This window comes from Lewinella sp. IMCC34191, assembly GCF_003390935.1.
Taxonomy (GTDB): Bacteria; Bacteroidota; Bacteroidia; order Chitinophagales; family Saprospiraceae; genus Neolewinella.
The window spans coordinates 145,320-170,378 of record NZ_QNQZ01000006.1 but is presented as its reverse complement, the minus strand read 5'-3'; the positions used below and the strand labels follow the sequence as shown (position 1 = coordinate 170,378).

Sequence of the window (25,059 nt, the reverse complement as noted above, 5' to 3'; positions counted from 1 at the left end):
GGTATTTTAGAGCGAGCCAGCAAAGACCGCCACGAATAAATACGGAAAAAGCTGCCGCGAGTTGCAAGCTCGAAGAGCACTTGAGCTTTTTGAGCTCTCCGGGAACGGGTTTTTGGCGGCGGAGCGCAGGTAGAAAGTGCATCGGACGTGGTTCGTACAGCTTCCCTCCGGACACATTCATTTTACCTGCGCTGCGTCGCCACGGTATTCGATTTGAGGTGCGATCGGCGGCCGCCGCATCCTCCGGAAAACCCAACCCGCCCCTTTCCGTTGTGCAAGTATGCCCCAACCCATCCGACTGCGCGTAAACGGAGAAACCCACGAAGCCGATCTGGAGCCCGAGATGCCCCTGCTTTATTTCCTGCGTAACGACCTGGCCCTCAACGGACCGAAGTACGGATGCGGACTGCAGCAGTGCGGGGCCTGCATGGTGCTGCTGGACGGCCAAGCACGGCCTTCGTGTGTGATTTCCGTCGACCAGGCGCAGCAGCACGAGATCGAAACCCTGGAATCCTTCGGCACGCCCGACGACCTCCACCCCCTGCAGCAAGCCTTCGTGGACGAGCAGGCCGCCCAGTGCGGCTACTGCCTGAACGGGGCCGTCGTGTGCGCGAAGGGGCTACTGGACGAGAATCCGGCGCCTTCCGAGGGGGAGATTCGGGAAGCGCTGGAGCGGGTGCTCTGTCGCTGTGGCACCCACTCCCGTATCATTCGAGCGGTCGCGCGGGCGGCCAGTATCTAAACAGCCGAAAAGCCGAACCTATGCCCACACCTACCCAGAGAATTACCCGATCCGGTACCGATCGCCGGGAATTTCTGCGCCAATCCGGTTATCTGGCGATCGGCTTCAGTTGGCTCGGCCTGGAAAGCTGTTCCGGGGAAGCCACGGCCGGGGGATCCTCCCCTTCGGCTACCCCGGGTCCGCCGGACAGCGACCAAATTAACGCCTGGCTACGCATACACGAGGACGGCACGGCGACGGTACTCACCGGCAAGATCGCCATCGGGCAGGGCATTCTCGTTGCCCTCCGGCAGATGGCCGCCGAGGAACTCGACCTTCCCCTGGATCGCGTTAGCATCATCATGGCCGATACCGGTCACACGCCTAACGAACGCTACACCGCCGGCAGCGCCTCCATCGAGGGGAGCGGCACGGCTATCCGGCGGGCGGCGGCCACGGCCCGGCAACAACTCCTCGAACGGGCCGCCGACCAACTCGGCGCGGCGGTGATCGATCTGACCGTCACGGAAGGTGTGATCACCGGGCCGGGTCTCGACGAACTCAGCTACGGGGAGCTGGTGGCCGGGGAACGGCTCACCGACGAAGTGTCGCCCGATGCCCCGCAAAAGGATCCTTCCGACTACCAGCTGGTGGGAAAGCCGGAGCCCCGCCCCGAGGTAATCGGAATGGTCACCGGCCGACCCGCCAACGAGCAGGATGGCTACGTCCAGGATATGCGTCCGGCCGGGATGGTGCACGCCCGCGTTGTCCGCCCACCGGTGTACCGGGCTAGGCTCCAATCGATTCCCACCGACGAAGTGGAGGCCCTGCCGGATGTCCTCCAACTCGTGCGCGACGGCGATTACCTGGCAGTGATCGCCACGAGCGAATACGCCGCCATTCGGGCCTGGCAAACGCTGCGGCAGAAGAGCGAATGGGAAGCAGCCGATCCCCTACCGGACCCCGCTAACCTCTTCGACGACATGCCCGGCCGGGTCACAAACAGCGAGACGGTGACCTCCGCCCCGAACGCGGAGCGGGAATGGGAAAGCGCCCCCCTGCGCCTGGAAGCCCTCTACACGCGGCCGTACCAGATGCACGGCTCCATCGGTCCGTCGTGCGCGCTGGCGGAGTATACCGACGGGCAGCTCACCGTCTGGACCCACTCCCAGGGCGTCTACCCCCTGCGGGATTCGCTGGCTTCCATGCTGGGCCTCGCGGCGGAGAAGATCCGGGTGATCGGAGTTCGCGGCGCGGGATGCTACGGGCACAACGGCGCCGACGACGCGGCCGCCGACGCCGCCCGGCTGGCCCTCGCCGTACCGGACCGGCCGGTGCGGGTGCAGTGGATGCGGGAAGACGAGCATGGTTGGGAACCCTACGGTTCGGCCATGCGGCTGCAATTGCGCGGGGCACTGGACGCCGATAACCGGATCGTATCCTGGATCACCGATCTGTGGACCGACGTGCACAGTCACCGGCCCGGTGGCGACGCAGCGGAGTTGTTGGCCGCCCAGTACCTGGAAGATGGTCCTGATGCGCCGACGGAGGGATATCTCGGCGGCGGCTACCGCAATAGCCAGCCACTCTACCAAATCCCCAACCTTCAGATCGAGGCGCACCGCATCCAGGGCCCGCTGCGGGTATCGGCACTGCGCAGTCTCGGGGCTTACGGTAACATCTTCGCGATCGAGTCTTTCATGGACGAACTGGCCGATCGGGCGGGGGAGGACCCGGTAGACTTCCGGCTGAAGCACTTACAGGACGAACGAGCCCGAGCCATAATCGAGGAGGTAACGCAGCAGGTGAAACGGCCTGTAACCAACACCGAAGAAGGTCGGGGCTGGGGCTTCGCCTTCGCCCGTTACAAAAACCAGGCCGCATACTTCGCCGTGGCCGCCGAGGTGGCCTACGATGCGGCGGCCGGTACTTTACGCGTACTCAAACTGGTGGGTGCCATCGATGCCGGCCAGACCATCAACCCCGATGGTCTCAAAAATCAGACCGAGGGCGGCATGATACAGTCGGCCAGCTGGACCACCCTGGAAGCGGTCAAATGGAACACCAACGGCATCGTCAGCCTCGATTGGGAAACCTACCCCATCCTGCGCTTTCCGGAGGTGCCGGAGGTCTCGGTTTCCATCCTCGACCGGCCGGGTACACCGCCGCTGGGGGCCGGTGAAGCGGCGCAGGGGCCGACGGCCGCCGCGATTGCGAACGCGGTGTTCCGGGCTACGGGTAGGCGGGTGCGGGATCTGCCGATTACGGCGGAGAAACTAGTGGGGTAGGGGTTGACCCGTCGGCAGACCAGCTAGCGCTGGGCGGACGACTGATCTTATCCCCCGAGCTGGTGAGTTGAACGGGGGCGGCTCACTCCATCCCCGGCTCTCCACCCTCCAGGATCCGCCAGCGGAAATACGCATCCAGCACCTTGAGCGATTCCGCGCTGGGCACGGGGCCCACGTGCGGTGAGGCCGTCAGGTACATCACCTCCGGGTCCGAACCCCGGTAGACCGGCCAGCGCGGCACCCCCGCCCCGTTGGGATCGCCGGATTTGGCGAAGTTGGTCCAGTACGTGACCATGGCTGCGGACACGGCACGGTCCGCCGCGGTGGCGTTGGGCTTATCCGTACCGAGGGTGCCGAAGGCGTAGATGACCTCCTGTCCGTGCGGGGAGCCGTGGTCAGCCTGCGGCGAATCCGCCGGATAGTTCGGATGCTGATCGAAGTAGTAGAGGTATACGTCTCCCTTCCCGGTTTCCGACTGCAGTTCGGCCCACGCCCAGGTGTGCCAGCCGAAGGCGGCGTCGCGGCTCAGGTCGCGGGCGGACTTCGGAATGTCGTTTTCCCCGACGGGATAGGCCGCCAGCAGCCGGTCGGCAAACTCGCCGTAGCGCCGGCGTACGTTGGTGCGGAACTCCTCCGGGTTTCTTTCGCGCGTAAAGCTCAGTCCCTCGTCGGAGTTGTAGCCGATCAGGACCGGGACGTCGTTGTAGTCGCCCTTCCGGTACAGTTTGTATTGGTTGTCCGGGATGACGTGGCCGTCCACGACCGGCCAGCCTCCGCCCAGGCCCATGCCCATGGGCAGACTGTCGGGGGGAAGGGCCCGCAGTTCCGCCAGCGACTCGGCACCGGTTGACGCGGCGTAGCGTTCGCCGTCCGCCTCGGCCTGGTCCAGAGTTTTCATATTCTCGCCGGGATAGGTGGTGGCGCGGGTAGGACCGAAGGAGCCGCCGCTCTGGGAAATCGCGCCGTGAAACAGCCCCTTCGCCAGCGGTGAGGCGCAGAGCATGCTGACGCTGATGCCCCCGGCCGACTCCCCGAAGATGGTCACCCGGTCGGGGTCGCCGCCGAAGGCCGCGATGTTGTCCTGTATCCACCGGAGGCCCGCGATCTGGTCCAGCAGGCCGTAGTTGCCCGATACGCCGTCCGGGTTTTCCGCACTCAGCGCCGGATGGGCCAGGAAGCCCAGCTGCCCCACGCGGTAGGCGACGCTTACCACCACGACGCCCTCTTGCGCCAACTGACTGCCGTCCGTGCCCGTACCCGAGGTGGAACCGAAGCTGAAGCCGCCCCCGTAGATCCACACCATGACGGGCAGTTTCTCCGCGGGGTCCAGGTCAGGGGTCCAGACGTTGAGGTAGAGGCAGTCCTCGCTCTTGCCCGATCCCGGGTTGCCGGGTTGGAAGGGAGAAGCGGCGAATGCGGTGGCCGCCAGGGTGCCCTGCCACGGCTCGGCGGGTTGGGGCGCTTTCCACCGGAGGTCGCCCACGGGCGGCGCGGCGAAGGGGATGCCCTTAAAGACGGACAGGTCGCCCTTGGCTACGCCGCGAAGTTTGCCCTGGGCGACGGTAACCTCCGGAGGGGCGTCCTGGGCGGAAGCCGGCGGAGCTAGCCCGATCAGGGTGAGTAGCGGAAGAAGTAGGAGTCGTTGCAATACGTGCATGATGAGTCGTTAAAGTCCTTGGCATTCATGGTCCGGGCGGTACGATCGACGCCCCCCGACCATGGTATCGGTGCGGGTGATCCACGCGTTTACGAGGCTCCACAACTTAGACCTTGTTTGGATTTTGGCCATCTGGCCGAAAATGAGTCATTTTGCGCCTGATCAAGGCACCAAAAGTGGATCGTAGCAGCGCTACGATGCCATTTTTGGTAACGCAGAGCAGGTGAAAAAGGGCCATTTGCAGGTCGATTGGTAAAGTCCAAACAAGCTCTTGGCCAATACGGGCGACAGATTCAGCCCGGCAAACTTCGTTTTGTCGTTACGTTCGACGGTCCGGGGAAAATTCTCGACGCGGCGCTACCTTCCGCGGCAATTGCTGGTGGGACAACTTTTTTGCGGCGGAGCGCAGGAGGAGAAAATTCAGCCACGCTAGAATTCCCGCGCTATTACCAAAAATCCGGCGGTGCAACAGATCAGTACGTAGCATACGGAGAAGATATTCAGCCGGTGAAGCGGATAGGGCCAATTGGTAGTGCCGCGGATCAGCCACGCCACGCACAGATTCACGCTGATGATCACCGCCGCGGATAATAGGGCGTAGGGCAGAAGGCTAGCGCGGGACATCGTATGCAGTAGGTGCGTGATTCCGGTACCCGGTCGCGGCTACCGTAACTAAAGGTACTGCCGTACAGCGAGAAGCTTTCCGGTCCCCCGTTATTCCCGGCTGCCGTTCTTCCAGATCTGCTCCACCGCACGAAGGTGACCGAGGTCATCCAACGGATTGCCGGCCAGGACCAGAAAAGTAGCCGGGCCGCCCTCCATTACTTCGCCGACGGGCAATCCGAACGCTTCCGCGGCGTTTCCGGTGGCCGCCCGCAGAATGGTTTCGTTGGGCAGGCCCGCCATTCGGTACAGTTCCAGTTCGAGGAAGTAGTCGTCCCCGAAATCCATCTGCCCTTCCTGGGCGTCGGTGCCCGCGACGAGGGGAATACCGTTTTCGTAGTAGCCGCGGATGATCTCCGCCCGCTGGTCCGCGTCCAGCAGATTCTCGGTGACCCATTCGGCCACAAAGGGCGGGGCGCCCTCCAGGGGTTTCAGGGCGATGCCGCCGGTGGTGACGACAAAGGCCCCGCTTTCGCGCAGGGTGGCGTAATAGGTTTCCGGAACGGGGTAGTTGTCCCGGAAGTCCGGCATGTGGACGAAGCCGTCCGGCCGGTAGGGCGCGATCTCCATCATTTCTTCGATTGAAGTGGCGTGTACCACCGCCTTGTACCCGCGGGCGTACGCGGCATCGATGATTTCCCCGATTTGCGGATAGGACAGTGAGGGCCCGGGCGGATCGCCCATCCATCCCCGCTCGGTGTGGATGATCTTGATGTAATCCGCCCCCGCCGTAATCCGGTGGTCGATCCAGGTTGTCTGCGGGACGGAGTCGCTAATCGTCTCCATATCCGGACTGAAGGGCGTAGGATGGCCGCCCGGTACCGTTGCCGCGTGGCCGGCGCCGTAGAGTACGGAGCTCCCCGCCGCGTCCCGGGAGTTGCGTTTCCACTCGGCTTCCCGCGCCTCCATCCCGGTGTGCATATTGAGCAGGTACAGGATCCCCCGTGCGTAGCCTTCCCGTAGCTGTTCCGGCCGCGAAACGTGGACGTGGGCGTTCACCAGCCCCGGCAGCACGAATTTACCCGCCGCGTCGACGATCGAGTCGCCCGCCAGCTCCGCCTCCGATATGACCGCGATGGTATCGGCGTTGATCCCGATGGATACCGTCCCGCGATCCGCGTAGCCATCGAAGAGGTGGGCGTTTTGCAGCACGATCTCGTAGCGGGGGGGGATCGGCGCAGCTCCCGAGTAAGAACAGGAAAGTCGGTAAAGCCAACAACCCTCTAATCCCGAAGAAGGGCGCGGAAGGGGTAGCGCGGGAAAGTCGCATTCCGGAAAGCAGTGTGTGGTGAAGCGTATGACGACTTCTAAAGTAGGGATTTTCGTCCATAAGCGGACGGTCCAAACGAAGCGGCTACCCAAGCAATCCTTCGATATCCCCGCGCAGGCTCATCCGTTCAAAGGAGAGGGTAGCCGACTGGTCGTCGGCGATATCCAGCAGCCGGAGCGCCGTTTGTACATACCGCTCCGCTTCCGCCCGGTCCGTGTGCATTTTCTCCGTCCCGGCCGCGGCCAGATATTGCGCCAGGGCCTCCATATGCGCCGGCGTCCAGTTGCGGGTGGTCAGGTACTCCCGTAGTGCCTGCTCGTCCAGGGCAAGCAATTGCTCCACGGACACGTCCAGCTCGCTGGCCAGCTGTTCGTTAGCCATTTGCGTACCGCGTACCGGGTCGCCCTCCGACTGCCACCCGAGGAAGGTCGCCAGGATCCGCCCGAGTACCCGGCCGAGTTCTTCGATCTCGTCTTGGAGGATATCTCGTTGTTGCATATGGAAAGGATAGGGTGGCGGGGTAGGTTGGAGTTACCGAACGTTGAAAGCGGGATATGCCCGTATCACCCCTAGCGCATCGTCGAAGGTCCGCTCCTCCGGTTGTCCTTCGTAGTAGTGATTCCAGAAAAGGTAGTTCACGTACATACGGTCCCGGGCGTAAAGAAAAATGTCTTCCATGCTCAGGTAGCCTTCCGGATGTACGGGGGCCTTCACCCCCCCGCGGGTATCCTGCTTGTGGTGCTTGTAGGAGTCGTCCTGGGCCGAGCCGAACAGCAGCAGCGCCTCTTTATACTCCCCGTAAATCTTATACGTATTCCGGAGCCAGGTGCGGTGGGGGAGGATATCCGGACCGCCTATTACGATCCGGGACCCGGAGATGGAATCGGCGATCTGCCGCAGGTGGCCGTCGTCCCGGTGCAGCCCGTTCTGGTACCAGAAGACGCGGCTGTGCGGTAGGGCCTGCTGCAGCCCCCGCAGGATTTCCAGTAGCGCGTCCCGGTATTTGTCCGGGGTATAATCGTATTTCCGAAAGTCTTCCTCGCTCATATCCAGCGAGGTTTCCTGGATGGCGATCCCCTCGAAATTGGGATGCCGGTCGAAGCGTTCGCCGATGGCTTTTCCGAGCGCCAGGAAGCGCGCCACGTAGTCCGGGTGCCAGCGCACGGGGTCGAAGCTTTGCGCCCCACTCCGCACTTCCAGCGCTTTTAGGTAGGCCGGCATGGCGCCTTTGATCCAGAATGCCTTATCGACCAGGTAGACCACCAGCTGCTTGCCGTGCCGCGCACAGTAGTCCAGGTCCGCTGCGATCGCGGACAGATCGTAGGCATCCTTTTCCGGTTCGAGCATCCGCCACAGATACCGCTTGTTGACGCCCCGCAGGGCCGGTTCGGATAGGCCCGTCAGCTCGGCCAGTTCGGAACCGGGTCCCACGGCCACGTAATGACCGGGGTGAAATTTGAAGCTGGTGTCGGGCGCCGGTCCGGTCACCTGCCCGCGGAGGCCGGGCGAGAGGAACAGCAGCCATCCGAGGCAGCATAGGACAGGGTAGAGCGGGGCCATGCGCGGGAGGGTAGTCTTTGCCGGATGAAAATAGGGTAGGTTTTGCAGCCGGGGGCCGTACGGCCACGGATTCCGAGGCGGCCTGCGGCAGCAGTTCCATTCCCCAGCGCACTACCGGATGATCAATCCGCCGCGGGGCCCGCCTACAGCCGCTCCAGCAGCTTCTGGAACGCCCGCAGGCCCACGGCCAGCACCATGATCAATGGTACGCCCGCGACGCCAGATACGAAGAGTACCCCGTTGAAGCTACGGAGGAGTTGCGCGGTCCGGATATAGCCGTACTGGCTCCCCAGCACCGGGCCGAGAAAACCGATCAAGAAAAAGGCCCCTACGACGACGATCCAGAAGACCGCCGCCTTTTTCAGGAAGGTGCGGGTGGAACGCTGTTTCGGGCCAGGAGGGAGGTGGTGGTCGTCTAGGAGCATAGCTGTGGCTGGGTCGCGAGTCTGGTGCCGTTGCAGGAGCATTCTTTAACGGGGTGAGGGAGTTGCAGCGTGCCTGACCGGTGGCATAAGGTAGAGCCCCGCTCGTTGCGTGTAACAGGACCCTCGCCGCTCACCGGTACCGCCAGATGAGGGCAAACACGACGTTGCCCAAAAAGAGCCCCTGGCTCACGACGGCCACCGGGAAGAGGATGCTTAGGAACGTCCATACCTGGCGGGCCACACTCACGTAGTAGGTGTCGTGCAGCTGGATGCCCACTGTCCGCTGTGGCTCCATGTTTGCGTATAGCAAGAACACCGGCAGCAGTAGCCAAAGGTAGCGGTAGGGCTTTTTCATGGTTGGGGTATTTCTGCTTGGGGGAGTGAGGGGTGGTTGATAATACGTTGGTTTGGGGGAAAGTCGGCTGGCTAGTCGGGGTCACCTTTCACCTCGGACACCGCTTTGATGATCGTCTCAGGCAGCAGCGCAGCTAATTTGCTATATCTGGTCCAGCCAGACCTAACGGCCAAATGGCAAAAAGCGATGCATAACTGGAACCGCATCCTCGCTCAACAGGCCATCGTCTACGACGACCGATTGCGTCTGGACCTGTGAGCGCGGCCGGCAGCGTACTTGTTGCCCGAGCCCCCCCGGTCCTTTACGGGGGCTTGACCAAAAATTACTTTCGCTGGAAAATGCCGTGACACAGTTTATGCAATACTCCCATACCTTCCAGGCTTACGCGCCGCAATAACACCCCAAAGCAGTGGAGCCGAGGGCTTCAGAATGCCAGGGAGTTACTTAGCTAAATGGAGTTGGCGCGGTGTTAGCGGCAATTCATAATTGCTTAACGCGTCCATATAGTGCTTTAAGCTGGAGATCAGACAAATCTAATAATGGTTCATACATGAATGAATTCAAATGAATATTCTCCGGAGTCATTAAGTTTATTTGGTCCAATATATCTAAAACTTCTTTCTCCAAAGGAAATGTTTCTTTAAACTTCTTACAGAGACGGAATGTCTGATTTTTATTTATAGAATTTACAAATTCTTGATTATTGATTCTCCCTATTAGATATTCTTCACACTTTAAGCGGATTGCAATAGCTAGTACTATCTTTTTCTCAAGGTCTACATGAACACCGCGCAAAGCTTCAATTGTATCAGCTTCGGTAAATATCATCTCGATCAACAATCTATGACCATCTGGCAGGGAAAGATTATTCTTGTCTTTGAGTATAGATTTGTGAATGGATTCTAGGTCTGAAACGGTAATTGTCCTCGAATCGTTTTTAATATGCAAGAGCGAGGTCAATTTGGCAAAATTGGCATCGTCTCCTGAGTACTCAGCTATATTTCTAACAAAAGGAATTGATGCGATAAGCATGGCATTATCAAGATGAAGATTGTTTTTCCAGGTTATGAATGGGTTGTTCTGATATTTTTCTTCAACTAATGATACCTCCGTCATCGTTTTTCTACAGTGAAATTTATGAGGACGTCCCATATCCAAGCGTGAAGATATGGTTCTAAAAAAATCAAAATTATGCGTGAAAATTATCTGTCTGAAAAATGGCTCATTCGTGATATCTTTCAAATATTCAATTATCGCATATTTGTTTTTGTAATCAAATGAATCAGCTATGTCATCAATGATAAAGAATGTTTCTTGCCCTGAAGCTTTTCTTGCCTCAATTTCAAAAATTGTATTTAGCAAATAGAGGGCTCGTTTTTCCCCGTTACTTAGAACTTTCAATAAAATCTGTTCCTTAACAGGGCGAGTATTATTCTCATCTGAGAATACGAAGGCTACACTAGGTCCCTCCTTCTTTAATATTACATCCTCTTGGTTTTCAACCCGTAATTTGAAAGGAACACTAAACCTACTATTAAAAATTTGTACAACGCTATTCCACAACGTGCTTTCAGCTCTTGCTGCAGCAACAATTTCATCTGTTCTAGCTTTGCCATTCTCATAGCTCTCCAACAAAGCATTGTATTGTTCAATATTGTCTCTAAAATATGATAACCAAAGCTTTTGCTTGAAAACTGATGGGTTTTCGAGCTCTGGAAGAATTTCGGGATTGTCAGATAGGTATTTCCTAAAATCTCGGAATTCTTTATTTGCCTTTAGTTTTTTGTCCAATACCTCGAATGCTCTTTTCAATTCCGTATTCTCAATAATCTTGTCTTTTTCGTTTTGGATAACATTCTTCAACTCATCAATGCTCTTGATTGAAATATAAGTTTCCTGGTCAAATAGATTGATAGCATGGTTTGCGAGAAAGAAACCATTGTCAGATAAATTTTTGGCTATTGTGTCAGCATTGTTATGGTTAAATACTCCCTTTCTAAAATAAACTGATCTTTCTATCAAAGAATCATATATTTCAGCATATTGAGTTAAGTCATTCACAAACTCATCATCTTCAAGGAGTTGTTCTACCCTAGGCGAAAATATACTATTGTATGTTATATGGCTCCATTCACTTCCTTTGATCTGATTGACCTCATTCTTGACCCTTTGAATAGCTAAATAGATTTCTTTTGAAGTACCCATTATATCGCTGGAGATCACTGGAGCGACTTCCTTGCGAATACCGCTAAGCTTACGGATAGGCTGCATTAACGCTTCCAATGCTTTTTCAATGTCTTCAATAATATTTTCATATTCCTCCCTCAAGGAATTATTAACTAACAGTGTCGACATTTTCGTCGACCTATAAGATGAGTTATATGGTTCAATTACAAATATCTTTTCTGGCGGTATTTCATTCCCTTCTTCATCTTCAATTTGGCGAATCGTAGTTCTTTCAGGATATATTTCGTCTCTACTATCTACTCCCTTTGAGTAGTCCATGAGCGTTTTGGCAAATGAGGTTTTCATTATACCGTTAGGTGCATATATACCACAAGTTGGTTTTTGTGTAAAATCAAAAGTTTTTGTAAATGACTTTATACCGTAGCAATGCCGAAGAGAAACAGCTAGATAATCCATAACGGTTGTTTAAATTGTGGCAAGAATTTCGCTCATATCTGAATCATTAGGATTGTATCCATCCCGGTCAAAGAATATGGGCTGATTGAGGACTTTTACATTGGATATATTATCCAGCCGATATATCTTCCACTGATAGTATTCCCCACTGCTCGAGTAGCCATCCAGAAAGAATGCTCTAAGAATAAGATTACCCGTAGACTTGTGATATCCGAGAGTAAATGGCTCAATTACTCTCTCTCCACCTTTATAATTAATTGCAATTGTCTTCCTATTTTCGATTGCTTCTAGGATAAGTTGTTGATTTGTCATTTTGCAATATAAGTAAGTTATGTGGTTTTTGGAAGTTGATTGCCGTACCCAGCGGGGGCCTACCCGACGGCTGCATCAAACAATATGTAATAAGGCTATCGACATTCATTCAGCCTATTTACAAAGCAACGATAGCACCCAGAAGCTCAACCGGCGGCTGTATGTGGTAGGTGGTGTTGTATGTATAATTCCAACACCTTAAATAGATTGAATTTTTTTAATGATGAAACTGTAGTAAAGTTCAGAATGATCAATTTCAACAACTGAAATTGTTACCCCCGTTGCTTTCAAGAATTCAAGTTTAGCTCTAGATGTATTAACAAAATTTCTTGGAATGTAGTAAGTAATCTTGTTAGTGATTTTACTACCTTTCTTCTTGTTTTTTACCCTAGCACGGTAAGTTAACAGCCACCAAAGATCTATCTCTTCGAAATCTAATTTTAATCCAACAATATGAATATTATGTTTGAAAAAGTAGTCTATCCAGGAATATGTGGTGCCATCATTTAGTCGATCTATAAGACCCTTAGCGCTTAGGTTTTTGTAAGACCCTCTAGTTCCATTCACTATATAATTTCTCATGGCTTGAAGGTTACCCGAATAATGCTCATACCCCAATATTATTGATCTTGGAACATTCATTTCTCCATGAACATGCCAGACTCTTTGGTTGTCAACAATATTATAACGAAATAAGCTATAGAGCGACTCTTTGACCTTTCCTAAGTTTTCAATCTTTGATGGATCGATAATTTTTACCTTTTGAAGGGTGTAATCATAATTTGTGGTAATAATATTTTTAATTCCCGAGTTTAAAATTTCTTCGTGGATATTAGAAGGATTCAAAAGATTTATGTCCTCCGCAATAAAATTTTTAATTTTTGATTCTTTGATTTTCCTCCGCTGAGTTGACTTAAAATAAATCTCCTCGTAGACCAGGGGGAAGGGTGCATTCTCATTATGCAAAACAGATTCTAAATGAAACTTAGCAAACAAGTTTTGCATTAGTCGGTCCCAGCTGTACCCTTCCGCAAAGGTGTTTATTCCGTTTCCCACGAACAATACATCCATAGACTCGATTGATTTTGAATTGAAACAACGTTGCTTTAGATTGGGAAGATTGATAACTACGGAGCTACCGGAACCCCCAAATATAACCTTCTTTTCTTAAGGTTTCTTTCGACAGATCAACCTGCGAGTGTTTTGCTTTCAGATTTTCTGCTCCTAGGAGGTTTCCTAAATCGTAATCTATGGCAGATAATAGACACAGGAATGAATCAAATACGTCGTCGTTTTCTAAAATTTGGTTTGCACTAATTTTACCAAAATCGACTTTTGAGTCGTAGTGTGTTGCAAGCAATTTATAAATATCACCTCTTTTGGTCCTATTATTTTTACCGCTCTTATCCTTGTAGCCTTTACTGTAATCGCCACCTAGCAGGGCAGTTAAATGCACCGCTGGATAGGACTCAATTATGACACAATCTTTCTTTGTGCCAAATCCATAGTCTAAGTCGAATCTGTCGAGTATATCTCCGACAACACATAGCGCGTCAAAAGCTGTTGCAGCAATCTTGTCTGCGCCGACAGAAAAAGGAGTTTTTCCACATATTTCAATAACTAATTTGTCAGTTGATCTCCGAAAATAGTCTGCTCGTAAGCTATTCGAGCGAATTGATTCTCCTGCAAAGTGATTATCAAGAGACGAAACCATATGTCTGGGCCATCCTAAAGGTGAGTCAATAGATAAGATGGTTGCATCAGAAGTTTTGTCAATATATTCTCTAATTTTTTTATTACTAAGCTTGTGCAGAACCTCTGGCTGAATGACATAGCTATCCTTGGTCCTGATCGCAGAGATTAAATACCTTTTCGTTAGCTGGGTAGAAAAATCTATCCCAATCAGCTTTTTATTCGACATATTCTTAAGGATAATGAATGTGTAGGGATTGAGTGGTGGTTGTCTTCGTTTCCCACAACAAGGAGACAAGCACATTGCATTAACCCCACCTTTAAACATTAAATTACCAAATAACAGCTTGCCATCAGCCGCCGAGCCAGTAAGTGCCGCTGTGCCTCTATACAGCAAGGTACGTCCCGGAACTGACAGCACCACAGCCAAGCGATCATCCTAGCTCCCCAAGTTTTCGTTGTTGCCAATAAAGCGAAACGGCTCCGAAATCGGATGCGACAAGGGGATAGGAATCCGTTGACGTTGTTCCCGATCAATCGGGCTGCCAACTGTCTGTCCGCCACCAGTAGTCCGCTCTCCCGCGCCCCGCCGCCCGAAACCTCCCTTCCGAGTGGTGAGGTAAACCAGTTAACGCCGGTATGGGGTAGGGTAGAGATGGGGATGTGTAGGACCCCCGATGGACTTATTCTCCGTCGGCACCCGCCGCAAGCAGATGCTGGTACTTCTTCTTGTTTTCAGGTGCTTTGTCTTGGCCACCACCCACATCGACTCGTCCTCCAGGTCTTCGATCATGAAGTCGACGGGGGTGCCGACGCCACCCGGATTGTCGTACCAGTAGATCAGGCGCACGTTGTTGCAGTCCAGGAAGTACTCGTAAGAATAGCCGAAAAAGCTGCCCCGATCGGTCCGTAACCAGAATACGTCGATCTTTTGCCCCACCCGTTCGGACCAGTTGCAGTCCTCCGTCAGCATCCGGATCTGCTCCTGAAGTCCCCGCCGGTGGATGATGGCGGTATCTATTTTTTCAGCGGGGAAGGATGTGCTCATTTGGCCGAACGCGGTTCCTGATAAGGTGAAAAGAGCCAGGGCGAGAAAAAGAATAGCGGGCATCTGCAGCAGGTGTTTTTGTGGGTTAGGTACATCCAACCAACGGCATAAATAGTTGCAGATCCCGTTTAGCACCCCCATCACTCGACATTTTTAGCCGACAGCCCTTTCGCACCCACGCCGACGCGGGTTACGGAAGCTTAGGTATTACCGGACCCCGCTTTAGCCACCATCAACCGCGCCAAATCCTCCCCGGGCAGCTCCAGCGGCAGGCCAAACCGTTCCCGCACGAAGGCGATCCACTCCGGTCCGTCGGGGACGGTGCGCTCCGCGACGACATCGATGCCGCGGCGCTCGGTGAAGCGGTTGCCGAAGAGCCCGATCCGCCCCGTGTCGGTAAACAGCCCGATGAAGCGGTGGTGGAGGAAATGGGAATCCGGGTGGCTGTGGGTGTAGTAGTTGCCGAATTTAATGTCGGCGGGGACGGCGCGGCGGGTCTCGAAGCGGTACTGGTCCTGCCAGCCGTCCGGGGTGTTCCGCTGCACCAGGTACTCGTCGAAATCCTGCGGCAGAAGGCGGACGGTCCCGTCGCCGTCGTCGACCTCCCCGGCGTCATCCAACCGTAATGGGACGCGGGAGGCGAGTCCGCCGAAACCCACGTCGGATACGTACCATGCGCCGTCCAGCTCCACCCGATTGACCAGCAGCGCCCCGTAGCTGGTATACACCTCGAAGCTGTAGCCGCCCTTTTTTACTTACCTCGCCGCCCCAATTCTCGGATTTTCGCCAGCCATTCCTCTCGCCAGGCCGCCTGCGAAAGCCGTACCGGCCCGATGGCCGTGGTGCGGACGCGCTTTACACCGATGAACTGGAGGGTCACCTCCCGCATCGCCCGGGTGCTCGGCCGACCGTACCGCAGCCGGTAAAACCAGGGCGGCTGGTCCATGGTACAGATGATTCGGGACGTTTTGCCGGTAAAATTTTTGTCCCACCACAATGAATTCTCTCGCTTCGTGAAGGCAAAGCCCGGCAGGAACACCCGGTCCAGAAAGCCCTTCAGCAGGGCGGGCACCGAGCCCCACCAAACGGGGTACACCCACACCAGGTGATCTGCCCAGCTCAGGTCCTCCTGGGCTCGTAGTAGATCCGGCTCGAGTTCGGTACGTTTCCGGTAGCCGAAGCGCAGGTTGGGGTTGAAATCAAGTTGGTGGAGCTGAAGCCTCCGAACCTTCCCGCCGCCCTCGGCCGCCGCGTCGGCGTAGGCATCCGCGAGGGACTGGCTGAAGCTTTCCGGATCGGGGTGGCCGTAGATCACGAGTATATTCATTAAGCCGTATTTATTGGTGCTTGGGTTTGCCCACCATCAGCCTGGCCAGCTGCTCCCGTGGCAGGTCGAGGGGCAATGCAAAGCGTTCCCGCACGAAGGCGATCCATTCCGGCCCGTCGGGGACGGTCTCCCGGTGGATCACCTCGGTTCCCCGCCGTTCGGTGAATTCGTTGTCGAATAAGCCGATCCGGCCGAGCTTGGTGAATTTTCCGATGAACCGATGGTGGATAAAGTGGGAATCCGGGTGGCTGTGGGTGTAGTAGTTGCCGAGTTTAATGTCGGCGGCAACGGCGGACCGCGTCTCCATCCGGTACTGGTCCTGCCAGCCATCCTCGGTCCGGCGCTGTACGAGGTACTCGCCGTAGGACTGCGGTACGATCCGCACGTAGCCGTCGCCGTCCTCCACTTCCCCCGCGTGGTCGATCCGCAAGGGTATGCGGGAGGCCAGTCCGCCGAAGCCCACATCGGTCACGTACCAGGCCCCGTCCAGCTCTGCCAGATTGGTGAGGTGGGTTCTGGGCGGCGTTTCCTCCGGATTGCGGAGCAGTACCCGGGCCAGTACCGGCTTGGTATGATAGCCCAGGGCGTCCAGCAGGTGACCGTATAGGGTGTTGAGCTCGAAGCAGTAGCCGCCGTGCCGCTCGTACAGCACTTTGCGGACCAGCGCCTCCGTCGTCAGCACCGGTGCGATACCCAAATAGACGCTGAGGTTTTCGAAGGCGATTTGCTGCATGTGGCGGCGTTGTAGCTCGGCTAGCGTATCCAGCTTCGGCGGGGGAGGAGTGGTGTAATCCAGTCGGTCCAGGTAGGCTTGCAGGTCACTATCGGTCATAGGAAGCATTTAAGTATGGACCGATCAAACGTGGTACTTCGCCGTTCGGATCTCGAACAGGGCTAGGTTGGCCACTACGAAGATCTCCACGGTGAGGTAGCCATAGCCCGGTAGTTGCAGGACGTCGTGGTGCCGGACCATCAGCGCAAGGGAGAGCAGACAGTACAGCAGGTTCAGACCGGCGATCGTACGGAGCCTGCCGGCGGGCCGACCCCGATACGTCAGGTAGCAGTAGGTATCGAAGACCACAAAAAGCAGTGGCGGTGCCGCCAGCAGATACAGCGCCTGCTGTGGGATGCCGACGTACTTCTGCAGCGTGATCAGTACTACTCCGGATACGAAGGCGGACCACAGCGCGCCCGCTCCATCGATTAGGAACAGGAGGCGGGGATGCTCGCGGAGCCGACGTAAAACGGTCATATCGGGTCAATTCTTAAACCAGCTCGGCCACTGATCCGGGCTGCTTCGACGTAGGTTTTGTGCAGGATATTAATCATGGCTTGCCATGGTGGAAGGCCCTAAACGATTATTAATTTAATAATATATAGGGTTGCATCAGGCGTACCTTGCCCTGGCGGTAGCCTATCGATCGTTGGGCAAGATCAGGGCCATGCCCGGAGTTGCCCGAGGTACAGCGAGTTTTCCACGAATTGTCTGTGCTCCGGACCGGTGATTTGCTCCAGTACCTCGAGAGCGGAAATGTAGCTGGCCAGATTTCCGTTGGATGAACTGAATTTCCCGTCCGTTACGAAGGATACCGAGCGGTCGTCCTGTACCTTGAGTTTGGGATAGTCCTTCTGCAACTGTTCTCCGCCGCCGACCCAGGTTACGATCTTGTGGCCGTCGGCAATCCCGGACGCTCCGATCAATCGGGCGCCGGCGCAGTTGCTGACGACGTATTCCGCTTCCTCATTTTTGCTCTGTATGAAGTTGATGATCCGCTCATTATTGACCTGGGCGTACATGTCAAAGGCACTGGGTACGAATAAAGCCGTCAATTCCGGGCTGTTGGCAAAGGTGTAGTCCGGAACGAAGGTCAGGCCTTCCTCGGATACGACGGGGGCATCGGTCTCGGCAATGGAAACAACGTTAAATAGCTGCTTGCCCTCCGCATCGGCCTTCGCAAAAACGTCGGAGGTCGCCACGACTTCCACCTGCAGGACGCCATCGAATAGCAGCAGTCCAACGGTGGGTAGATCCGGATCAAAGGGTTTTACGTGCTTCCCCCGGGCGGGAGCATCCATCCTGGCTTCCGGCGGGCCGCCGGATTCCGGCCGGTCGGTCCCGGGCTCGGATTGGCAAGTGGAAAGGCATACGCCGAGAAGTAATAAAAGGAGCATTTTGTGCATAGCATATGTTTTGCGGAAGCCATAAGACTCTCTCGCCCTGATCTTGCCCGTCAGGGAGGACCGATAGCGGCTCGGTATGGACGGCCCGGAGGGTCAATACATGCAAAACTAGCGGCCCCTACCGGGCCATCCTTTGACCTAGATCAAAAAGCGTCACCGTTCCGCCCGGACCCGACTCAGCGTTTCCTGGCTCATGCCCAGGTAAGATGCCACATGGCCCAGCGGGGCGAATTCGAGTATTTCCGGACGGTCATTTAGCAAATTGGCGTAGCGCTCCTGCGCGGAAAGGAACGTCATGCTCTCGGACCGGCGCAGGAGGTCCATATACAAGTCTTCGGTATACAACCGGGCCAGCCGCTCGTATTCGGGGTGGCGATCCAGGTAATCCTCCAGGTCCTGCCGTTCGATCACGTAGGCCTGCGAGTCCGCGAGGGCTTCGATGTAGTATCTACTTGGTTGGCAGCGCAGGAAGCTGTCCGGGGCCGTGACGGATTCGCCCGCCGTCGCGAAGTGGGCGGTCACGTCGCGGCCGTCCAGGAGGTAATAGGCCCGTAGTAATCCGGATTCGACCAGGTAGAGCCGGTTTCCCACCCGCCCGGCTTCGTGCAACCGCTCGTTTTTTGCCATGGTCCGCTGGGTCAGGATCGGGGCGAAAGCCTGGAGGATATCGTGCGACAGCTGGGACATGGATAGGGGTTAGCTGCTGGCTAAGGTAGAAGAACGGGAGTTATCCCCTGCTGTATCGAAGCGCTTTTTACCTGCGCTCCGCCGCCCCCAACCACCCATTGCCGCGTGCGAAGTGCTGCGATCTAGCTTTCCGCCGGAACGCGGGACAGGGCGGATAGCCCTCACCTCCGTCAACGGTCATCCATATCCGCCGCAAGTGAGTGTTGGTACTTCTTCCAGTTATTCAGGTGCTTCTTCCTGGCAACGACCCCCATGGATTCATCGTCGGGGTCTTCCATCATAACGTCAACGGGCGCGCCGGACCCCCTGGGATTATCGTAGTAGGAGATCAACCGCACCTTGTCCCAAGCCATATTTTAATCGCTTCCTCCAACCCGCTTTTGCCGATACTGGCGGTGTCAATGGACGCGGCTGGGAAGGACGGGGCGTTCTGACCGAAAGCTACGGCGGAAGGGATGGCGAGGGTAAACGCCAGTAGTGGGCTAGTAGGCGGTTTTTGCTGCTTTTGGTTAACGCTTGTCTACAGCTCCTGTGGAGCGAGCTGGGCGGAGGACTGGTGCGACCCTGAGCATTTGTTGCAGCTTGTTAAGGTTCCCACGCTTCAACGTATTTCCCCTAATTTAGCAAAACCCTACACCTATTCACCCCGCTAGTTATGCTGTTCCGGACTACCTTCCTCCCCCTGCTCCTCACGGTGAACTGTTTGCTGGCCCACGCTACGCTGAGCGGCCAGGCGCGCACCGAAACGCCCTGGTCCGTAGAACTGGAACCCGGCTTCGGTTTCGCATTATCCGACGTCGACGGATTCAACAAATTCGCCGCCGTACGCCCACTTCTGCAGCTGAATTATCAACTCATTTCCCTCATCGAGCCCCACCTGCGGGCGGGCTACCTGCGGGCCTGGGGGCCGGATATCGATACCCGGACGGGCATCGAGCTGGGGGCGGGCCTGCGCGTGCACTTCGCTCATCTGCTCGGGTTCAAGAACCCCTGGACGGTTGAGCGGGTGCGGCTGTATGGTTTCGCTAATTATGCCGTGTCCTCGTACAGCCTGGATGCGGAATTCATCCCCTACGGGGTCGGGTGGGGCAGGGGGCAGATCGCCCGTACGGGGGTGGGGATGTCCATCCGCTTTACCAGGCACCTCAGCGCCCGCGTGGATATGGGATACGCGTACCGGGCGCGGTCCCTGCGTAGCGACTACGGCCGAACCGGGGCCTTCGGTGTCGGCTGGCACTGGTAACGTGACGAGGAGGTTTCCCGCGCCCCGCCGCCAACGTGACCCGCTAAAGCACCCCGAGGTCCGCAAAGACCGTTCCCCGTAGCCCCTCCCATTCCTTCCGTAGTACGCTGAAGTACACGGTATCGCGCCGGAAACCGTCCGACATAACGGTATGACTCCGTAGGGTACCTTCCTCTCTGCCGCCAATCTTCGCAATGGCGCGCCTGCTTTGTGTATTGCGGGCATCCGTCTTGAACTCTACGCGCTCGTAGCCCAAGGTGTTGAAGGCATAATGGAAGAGCAAGAACTTGGCGTGCCGGTTGAGTCCGCTGCCCTGCACCGCTTTGTCAATCCAGGTCCACCCGATTTCGAGGCGGAGATCGGCCGGCGATACGTTGCCGTAGCTGGTGCTTCCGACGTACCGCTGCGCGGCTTTGTCGAAGATGATGAAAGGATACCGTCTTTCTTGCGCGCGGGCCTCCGTGGCTACCTGTAAGTACGCGTGCAGGTGAGCGCCGGTGCGCAGCAGAGATGGGCTATAGCGGAGCAGGTCCGGATTGGCTTCGACCACCGGCAGCAAGTCGTCGTAGTGCGCGGTTTCCAGCGGACTGAGCCGTACGCGCTCGGTTTCCAGAACGATGTCTTTGTGAAATTCCATGGACGGTGGGGCGAGCTAAGTTAGGTGGTGGAGGGGTTGATCTTCGTTAGACTGCAATTAGGCCTGGTGTATGCCAGTGCCCTAATCATAGAGTTCCGGCCTGCGCTCCCTCAGCGCACGGATGGTATCCCTTGCTTGCTTTATATCCATCAGATCGACCGTGGCCCGTAGGAGTCCCTCCGTGGTTTCCGATCCCTCCGCCAGGAAGTTCCCGTTCGGATCCACGATCAGGCTGCGGCCGGAAAAGGTCGTGCCCGCGTCCGTCCCTACGCGGCTGGCGAGGACGACAAACACCTGGTTTTCGATCGCCCGGGCGCGAACGAGGGTCATCAAGTGGTCGACGCGCACCAACGGCCACGCGGTAGGCACGACGAGTACCCGGATACCTCGAAGCGTCAACGCCCGTGCGATCTCCGGAAACCGCAGCTCGTAGCAGGTCATGACCCCGTAGGGTATGCCGTCCAGTTCGAAGTATCCGAGTTCGTCACCCGGCGTGATCGTCCGCTCCTCGTGGATGGGGGCGATGGTGACGAGGTGTGTCTTTCGGTATTTGTAAACCAGTTCCCCGGTCTTGCTGATCACCGCTACGGCATTGTGTACCCGATCGTTTTCCCGCTCTGACAAACCCAGCAACACGGCCGTTCCCTTTTCTTTCGCCAGCGCTTTTATGCTCCGCAAGTGACTCCCGCCCCAGGTCACGGCCCGCTCCGCGATCAACTCCATCGCGTAACCGGTGTCGCACATCTCGGGGAAGGCGATTAGGTCTATTTCGCCCGGCGTTAGCTCGGAGAGGATCTCCTCGATACGCCGCATATTCTGGGCTACCGCCCCCAGCTTGGCTTCAAATTGGTAGGTGGCTAGGTTTAGGGGGATGGGGGGCATGGTCTTGTGGCTGTGGTTGGTGGTTAATATAGGGTTGGGGGGCATTTGCCGCGAGGCCCTCCCTGCGCTTCGCTACGTGCAGACCTCGCTGGGGGTAGACGTCCCTTCCAGGGCCGTTTGGGGATGTCCGTCGTAGGTGGCGCCGCGAGGCCCTCCCTGCGCTTCGCTGCGTGCAGACCTCGCTGGGGGTAGACGTCCCTTCCAGGGCCGTTTGGGGATGTCCGTCGTACGTGGCGCCGCGAGGCCCTCCCTGCGCTTCGCTGCGTGCAGGCCTCGCTGGGGGTAGACGTCCCTTCCAGGGCCGTTTGGGGATGTTCGTCGCACGTGGCGCCGCGAGGCCCTCCCTGCGCTTCGCTACGTGCAGGCCTCGCTGGGGGTAGACGTCCCTTCCAGGGCCGTTTGGGGGATGTTCGTCGCACGTGGCGCCGCGAGGCCCTCCCTGCGCTTCGCTACGTGCAGGCCTCGCTGGGGGTAGACGTCCCTTCCAGGGCCGTTTGGGGGATGTTCGTCGTACGTGGCGCCGCGAGGCCCACCCTGCGCTTCGCTGCGTGCAGGCCTCGCTGGGGATAGACGTCCCTTCCAGGGCCGTTCGGGGATGTTCGTCGCGCGTGGCGCAGCCACGTAATAATCGGTGAAATTTCAGTATGCGGGAAAATCCGTGTGTATCCGTGCCCGAAATCCGTGAAATCCGTGTTCAGATAACCCCGCGAGATCGGCGCAGCCGAACGACCCTACTCAAAATTCAACACAAGCAACGATATCCCCTGCCGCGGCAGCACCATCTCCACCGTCACCCGTCCGTCGACGATGTCGACCCACTCGGGGGAGGTATAAAGGTCGAGCTGGCCGGCCGCCTCGAGCTCGGTAATCTGCTCATCGGTTGGCGGCTGGGGTTGCCCCATTTCCTTGAAGAGGGTATAGGAATTACTGTGCTCCTGGTCGATCCGGTAGTGGGTCAGCAGGGCGGGACCGTCCGTAGTGAACCCGCTTACTTCGACCTTGACCGGGGTAGCCGGCACCTCCAGATTATCGTTGTCGTGGTAATTCCAGACCAGCACGGTGGCCGATCCGTCGCTCTTGCTGGCCAGGGCGTTGACGTCATCCGTGTCTTCCCGAACGCTTCCCTCCACGATCATACGGGCATCGTAGTGCAGCGGTTCCTGGTCGACGGTCACGCGGGTAGGCGCCATCATACCGAACATCCGGAAGGTGTTGAGTACGGGCTTATCGACCCCGTTGGTAGCCATATCCCGGAAGCCGGCGTACCAGGGCTGCTCCTCGAATTCGAATCCCCAGGTGACGGCTCCCAGTAAGTTCACGCCGTGCTCGCTTGCCAGATCGTACTTGCGGGCGAAGGAAGCGGCGGTGTAGGCGGCGTACATCGTCCCGTTGCGGTAGGCATTGTGGGGATAGTCGGCCTCGGAGCAGGCGGCGCAGCCCTCGGGATCGGATTCGCCGATGATGATGGGCAGGTCCTTCAGTTCGGGGTAGGAGGCTACGAACTCGAAACCCTGGTCGATATCGTTGAGCTGGGCGCCCATATTCATCTAGACCATGGCGTCCACCACCTTCGGATTCCCCTTCGCGTGGAAAGTGATGAAGTCCAGCGGGGAGCCGGTTTCCCCCGTGGCGTAGTTCGTGCCGGTCAATACGTGATCGAGGAAAGTGCGCAGGAAGGTTGCGGCCTCATCCCAGCCCGGCCCGGTCGTTTCCGGGCCACCCACACGGGCGGTGGGCAGCGCGCGCTTCACGGCGTCGGCGCTGTAGTCGTACAGTTTGATGTACTCCTCGGTAGTGCCCCGCCAGTAGCCGATGTTGGGCTCGTTCCAGACCTCCCAGTACCAGCTTTCGACTTCCTCGCGGCCATAGCGCTCGACGCAGTGGGTCACCCACTGGTACACCAGTTCGGCCCACTTCTCGTAGTCCTTGGGCGGGTAGGCCCATCCGGTAAAAATCTCATCGTAGGCGGCCCCTGGCTTCCAGTAGTGCCGGTAGGGATCCGGCTTGGACGACAGCGCCTCCGGCATGAAGCCGATCTGGGCAAAGGGCTTCATATCGCGCTCGATGTAGGTATCGAAGATGCTATCGACCAGCGTCCAGTCGTAGACCGGATTCCCGTTCTCGTCCTCCGTGTAGGCGTTCGTACTGCCCCACTTGAGAGCGTAGGTTCCCTCACCGGTTACCAGCAGACTGTGCGCCCGTACGTAGACCGGGACCTTGCTAAGCTGGGAAATTTCGGTAAGCAGCTTCCTGCCGTCCCGCATATAGGTATAGTTCGGCTCGTCGTACCCCCACCACGCCCAGATCGGGTCGAGGGGACCGAGCTCTTCGTTCAGGTCCACCCGGATAGGTACCGTATCCGGTACCGTTGTTTGGGCGGCGGAGCGCGGGAGAAAAGCGAACAGGATAAGGGTCAGGGAACCCAGGTAGCGAGGGGCATGCTTCACGATCGAACTTTATTTGTTAAAACGACAATTATTCCTAAACATAGGTAAATAAACCCGATCGGCGGACATTCGCAAATCCTTTCTGGCGCTATCGGCCTCCGTAATTCTTGGGCTAAGAAATTAGTTCGTTAGTATAGAGGTCGGATGTCCTTAGCGACTGTTTCTCCAAATCGTAGCGGGATAGCCAATTTAGAAAAGTTTGCAGGCGCGACTCGTCCATTTTGCCCCAGGTGTGCGCATTGCCAAAGTAGGGGGTGGTGGCCTTCAGTGCTTTCTTAACGGATATTCCCCGGTCCGCCGCCCCGAGCTCCCGTTCCAGGATGCCCTCGGACTCCCCCGGGTTATGCTGGGTGAAGAGAAATCCCTTTTTCGTGGCTTCCACGAAGCGCTCCAGTTCCTCCTTCCGCTGCTCCAGCATAGGGGCGCTGGTGGCCATCACGGGCGAGTAACCGTAGGGAATATCGTAGTCCTTGAGGTTGAAGTAACGGAGTCCGAGCCCCCGGTCCTCCGCCGCTACGCCTTCCCAATTGCGGAACACCCAGGTGGCATCCTGCGATCCGTCGACCAGGCTGTTCCAGATGCCTAATTTCTCGGGGTAGGTCACGCGCAGGTCTCCGGTTCCGCCGTCGTTGCGGATCATTTGTCTGACGATGCCGTCTTCGTAGCGGGCCTGGTAGGAGGCGTAGGACCTGCCGTCCAAATCTTTGGGAGAGCGAATATTGCTGTCCGCCCGTACCGCAATCGCGCTAAGATCCTCCTGGAGGAGGGCAGCAATGGCCACGATGGGGAAGGGATTTGCTTTGGTTCGGTAGCTGATGAGGCTTTCGGTAGGACAAATCGCCACGTCGACCTCTCCCGTTTCCAGTTTCTTTGCCGGCGTAGTCGCGTATTGATCCGTGCCGGGATCGAAAAATTCCACGTGAAGATCGGCCTCCCGGTAGAAGCCCTGGTCTTCGGCCACGAAAAATCCGATGTGGTTGATGTTGGGGGTCCAGTCTAAGGCTACTTTTATCTTTTGCAT

Annotated in this window: 26 protein-coding genes and 1 pseudogene; 4 read left to right on the top strand and 23 right to left on the bottom strand. The window is 56.8% G+C overall.

Annotation, left to right across the window (positions count from 1 at the left end; genetic code table 11):
* The first annotated feature begins 280 nt into the window (after positions 1–280).
* Together DRW39_RS13190 and DRW39_RS13185 are read left to right on the top strand one after the other, a co-directional pair.
* Positions 281–742 (top strand): (2Fe-2S)-binding protein, encoded by a 462-nt coding sequence (locus DRW39_RS13190; protein WP_116107521.1) that lies wholly within the window; start codon positions 281–283, stop codon positions 740–742.
* Between the two features lie 20 nt (positions 743–762).
* Positions 763–3,009, top strand: a complete 2,247-nt coding sequence (locus DRW39_RS13185) for a xanthine dehydrogenase family protein molybdopterin-binding subunit (protein WP_116107520.1) — start codon at positions 763–765, stop codon at positions 3,007–3,009.
* 82 nt (positions 3,010–3,091) lie between these two features.
* Here DRW39_RS13185 and DRW39_RS13180 read toward each other — a convergent pair whose 3' ends face one another.
* The 7 genes from DRW39_RS13180 to DRW39_RS13150 form a co-directional block, all read right to left on the bottom strand.
* Positions 3,092–4,666 (bottom strand): carboxylesterase/lipase family protein, encoded by a 1,575-nt coding sequence (locus DRW39_RS13180; protein WP_116107519.1) that lies wholly within the window; start codon positions 4,664–4,666, stop codon positions 3,092–3,094.
* Between the two features lie 429 nt (positions 4,667–5,095).
* Positions 5,096–5,290, bottom strand: coding sequence for a hypothetical protein (locus DRW39_RS13175; RefSeq protein WP_116107518.1), 195 nt, complete (start codon positions 5,288–5,290; stop codon positions 5,096–5,098).
* Positions 5,291–5,380: 90 nt separating this feature from the next.
* Positions 5,381–6,481, bottom strand: a complete 1,101-nt coding sequence (locus DRW39_RS13170; protein ID WP_157976099.1) for an amidohydrolase family protein — start codon at positions 6,479–6,481, stop codon at positions 5,381–5,383.
* A gap of 202 nt (positions 6,482–6,683) precedes the next feature.
* Complete coding sequence (locus DRW39_RS13165) at positions 6,684–7,097, bottom strand: hypothetical protein (RefSeq protein WP_116107516.1); 414 nt, start codon at positions 7,095–7,097, stop codon at positions 6,684–6,686.
* A gap of 33 nt (positions 7,098–7,130) precedes the next feature.
* The gene (locus DRW39_RS13160; protein WP_116107515.1) at positions 7,131–8,159 is read right to left on the bottom strand and encodes a hypothetical protein; all 1,029 of its coding nucleotides are present in this window, start codon (positions 8,157–8,159) and stop codon (positions 7,131–7,133) included.
* 143 nt (positions 8,160–8,302) lie between these two features.
* A complete protein-coding gene (locus tag DRW39_RS13155; RefSeq protein ID WP_116107514.1) occupies positions 8,303–8,584 on the bottom strand; it encodes a hypothetical protein in 282 nt (93 codons plus the stop codon).
* A gap of 130 nt (positions 8,585–8,714) precedes the next feature.
* On the bottom strand, positions 8,715–8,939 hold the full coding sequence (locus tag DRW39_RS13150; RefSeq protein ID WP_116107513.1) for a hypothetical protein: 225 nt from the start codon (positions 8,937–8,939) through the stop codon (positions 8,715–8,717).
* Between the two features lie 105 nt (positions 8,940–9,044).
* Between DRW39_RS13150 and DRW39_RS22270 the strand changes: the two genes are divergently transcribed.
* The gene (locus DRW39_RS22270) at positions 9,045–9,197 is read left to right on the top strand and encodes a hypothetical protein (protein WP_157976098.1); all 153 of its coding nucleotides are present in this window, start codon (positions 9,045–9,047) and stop codon (positions 9,195–9,197) included.
* Between the two features lie 222 nt (positions 9,198–9,419).
* Here the strand turns inward: DRW39_RS22270 and DRW39_RS13145 are convergent, their stop codons facing one another.
* The 12 genes from DRW39_RS13145 to DRW39_RS13090 form a co-directional block, all read right to left on the bottom strand.
* Positions 9,420–11,582, bottom strand: a complete 2,163-nt coding sequence (locus tag DRW39_RS13145) for a hypothetical protein (protein ID WP_116107512.1) — start codon at positions 11,580–11,582, stop codon at positions 9,420–9,422.
* A 9-nt stretch (positions 11,583–11,591) separates the two neighbouring features.
* Positions 11,592–11,894 (bottom strand): WYL domain-containing protein, encoded by a 303-nt coding sequence (locus DRW39_RS13140; protein ID WP_116107511.1) that lies wholly within the window; start codon positions 11,892–11,894, stop codon positions 11,592–11,594.
* A gap of 198 nt (positions 11,895–12,092) precedes the next feature.
* Positions 12,093–12,965, bottom strand: coding sequence for an SIR2 family protein (locus DRW39_RS13135; protein ID WP_116107510.1), 873 nt, complete (start codon positions 12,963–12,965; stop codon positions 12,093–12,095).
* 64 nt (positions 12,966–13,029) lie between these two features.
* Entirely contained in the window at positions 13,030–14,010 is a 981-nt protein-coding gene (locus tag DRW39_RS13130) for a DUF429 domain-containing protein (protein WP_232830152.1), read from the bottom strand.
* 204 nt (positions 14,011–14,214) lie between these two features.
* Positions 14,215–14,634, bottom strand: coding sequence for a hypothetical protein (locus DRW39_RS13125; RefSeq protein ID WP_198664878.1), 420 nt, complete (start codon positions 14,632–14,634; stop codon positions 14,215–14,217).
* A 200-nt stretch (positions 14,635–14,834) separates the two neighbouring features.
* Entirely contained in the window at positions 14,835–15,362 is a 528-nt protein-coding gene (locus DRW39_RS13120) for an arylamine N-acetyltransferase family protein (RefSeq protein WP_116107507.1), read from the bottom strand.
* A gap of 23 nt (positions 15,363–15,385) precedes the next feature.
* The gene (locus DRW39_RS13115; protein WP_116107506.1) at positions 15,386–15,961 is read right to left on the bottom strand and encodes an NAD(P)H-dependent oxidoreductase; all 576 of its coding nucleotides are present in this window, start codon (positions 15,959–15,961) and stop codon (positions 15,386–15,388) included.
* 10 nt (positions 15,962–15,971) lie between these two features.
* Entirely contained in the window at positions 15,972–16,793 is an 822-nt protein-coding gene (locus DRW39_RS13110; RefSeq protein WP_157976096.1) for an arylamine N-acetyltransferase family protein, read from the bottom strand.
* A 24-nt stretch (positions 16,794–16,817) separates the two neighbouring features.
* Positions 16,818–17,213, bottom strand: coding sequence for a hypothetical protein (locus tag DRW39_RS13105; RefSeq protein WP_116107504.1), 396 nt, complete (start codon positions 17,211–17,213; stop codon positions 16,818–16,820).
* A 182-nt stretch (positions 17,214–17,395) separates the two neighbouring features.
* Entirely contained in the window at positions 17,396–18,142 is a 747-nt protein-coding gene (locus tag DRW39_RS13100) for a DJ-1/PfpI family protein (protein ID WP_116107503.1), read from the bottom strand.
* Positions 18,143–18,295: 153 nt separating this feature from the next.
* Entirely contained in the window at positions 18,296–18,829 is a 534-nt protein-coding gene (locus DRW39_RS13095; protein WP_116107502.1) for a Crp/Fnr family transcriptional regulator, read from the bottom strand.
* Between the two features lie 170 nt (positions 18,830–18,999).
* Positions 19,000–19,182, bottom strand: coding sequence for a hypothetical protein (locus tag DRW39_RS13090; protein ID WP_116107501.1), 183 nt, complete (start codon positions 19,180–19,182; stop codon positions 19,000–19,002).
* 302 nt (positions 19,183–19,484) lie between these two features.
* On the opposite strand from DRW39_RS13090, the gene DRW39_RS13085 reads away from it, so the two are divergent.
* Complete coding sequence (locus tag DRW39_RS13085) at positions 19,485–20,072, top strand: hypothetical protein (protein WP_116107500.1); 588 nt, start codon at positions 19,485–19,487, stop codon at positions 20,070–20,072.
* Between the two features lie 43 nt (positions 20,073–20,115).
* Here DRW39_RS13085 and DRW39_RS13080 read toward each other — a convergent pair whose 3' ends face one another.
* From DRW39_RS13080 to DRW39_RS13065, 4 genes and pseudogenes are all read right to left on the bottom strand, one after another.
* Positions 20,116–20,709, bottom strand: a complete 594-nt coding sequence (locus DRW39_RS13080) for a GNAT family N-acetyltransferase (RefSeq protein WP_116107499.1) — start codon at positions 20,707–20,709, stop codon at positions 20,116–20,118.
* Between the two features lie 81 nt (positions 20,710–20,790).
* On the bottom strand, positions 20,791–21,591 hold the full coding sequence (locus tag DRW39_RS13075; RefSeq protein WP_157976095.1) for a nitrilase-related carbon-nitrogen hydrolase: 801 nt from the start codon (positions 21,589–21,591) through the stop codon (positions 20,791–20,793).
* 731 nt (positions 21,592–22,322) lie between these two features.
* Positions 22,323–23,999 (bottom strand): annotated as a pseudogene (locus tag DRW39_RS22655) (GH39 family glycosyl hydrolase).
* A 151-nt stretch (positions 24,000–24,150) separates the two neighbouring features.
* Complete coding sequence (locus DRW39_RS13065; protein ID WP_116107497.1) at positions 24,151–25,059, bottom strand: ABC transporter substrate-binding protein; 909 nt, start codon at positions 25,057–25,059, stop codon at positions 24,151–24,153.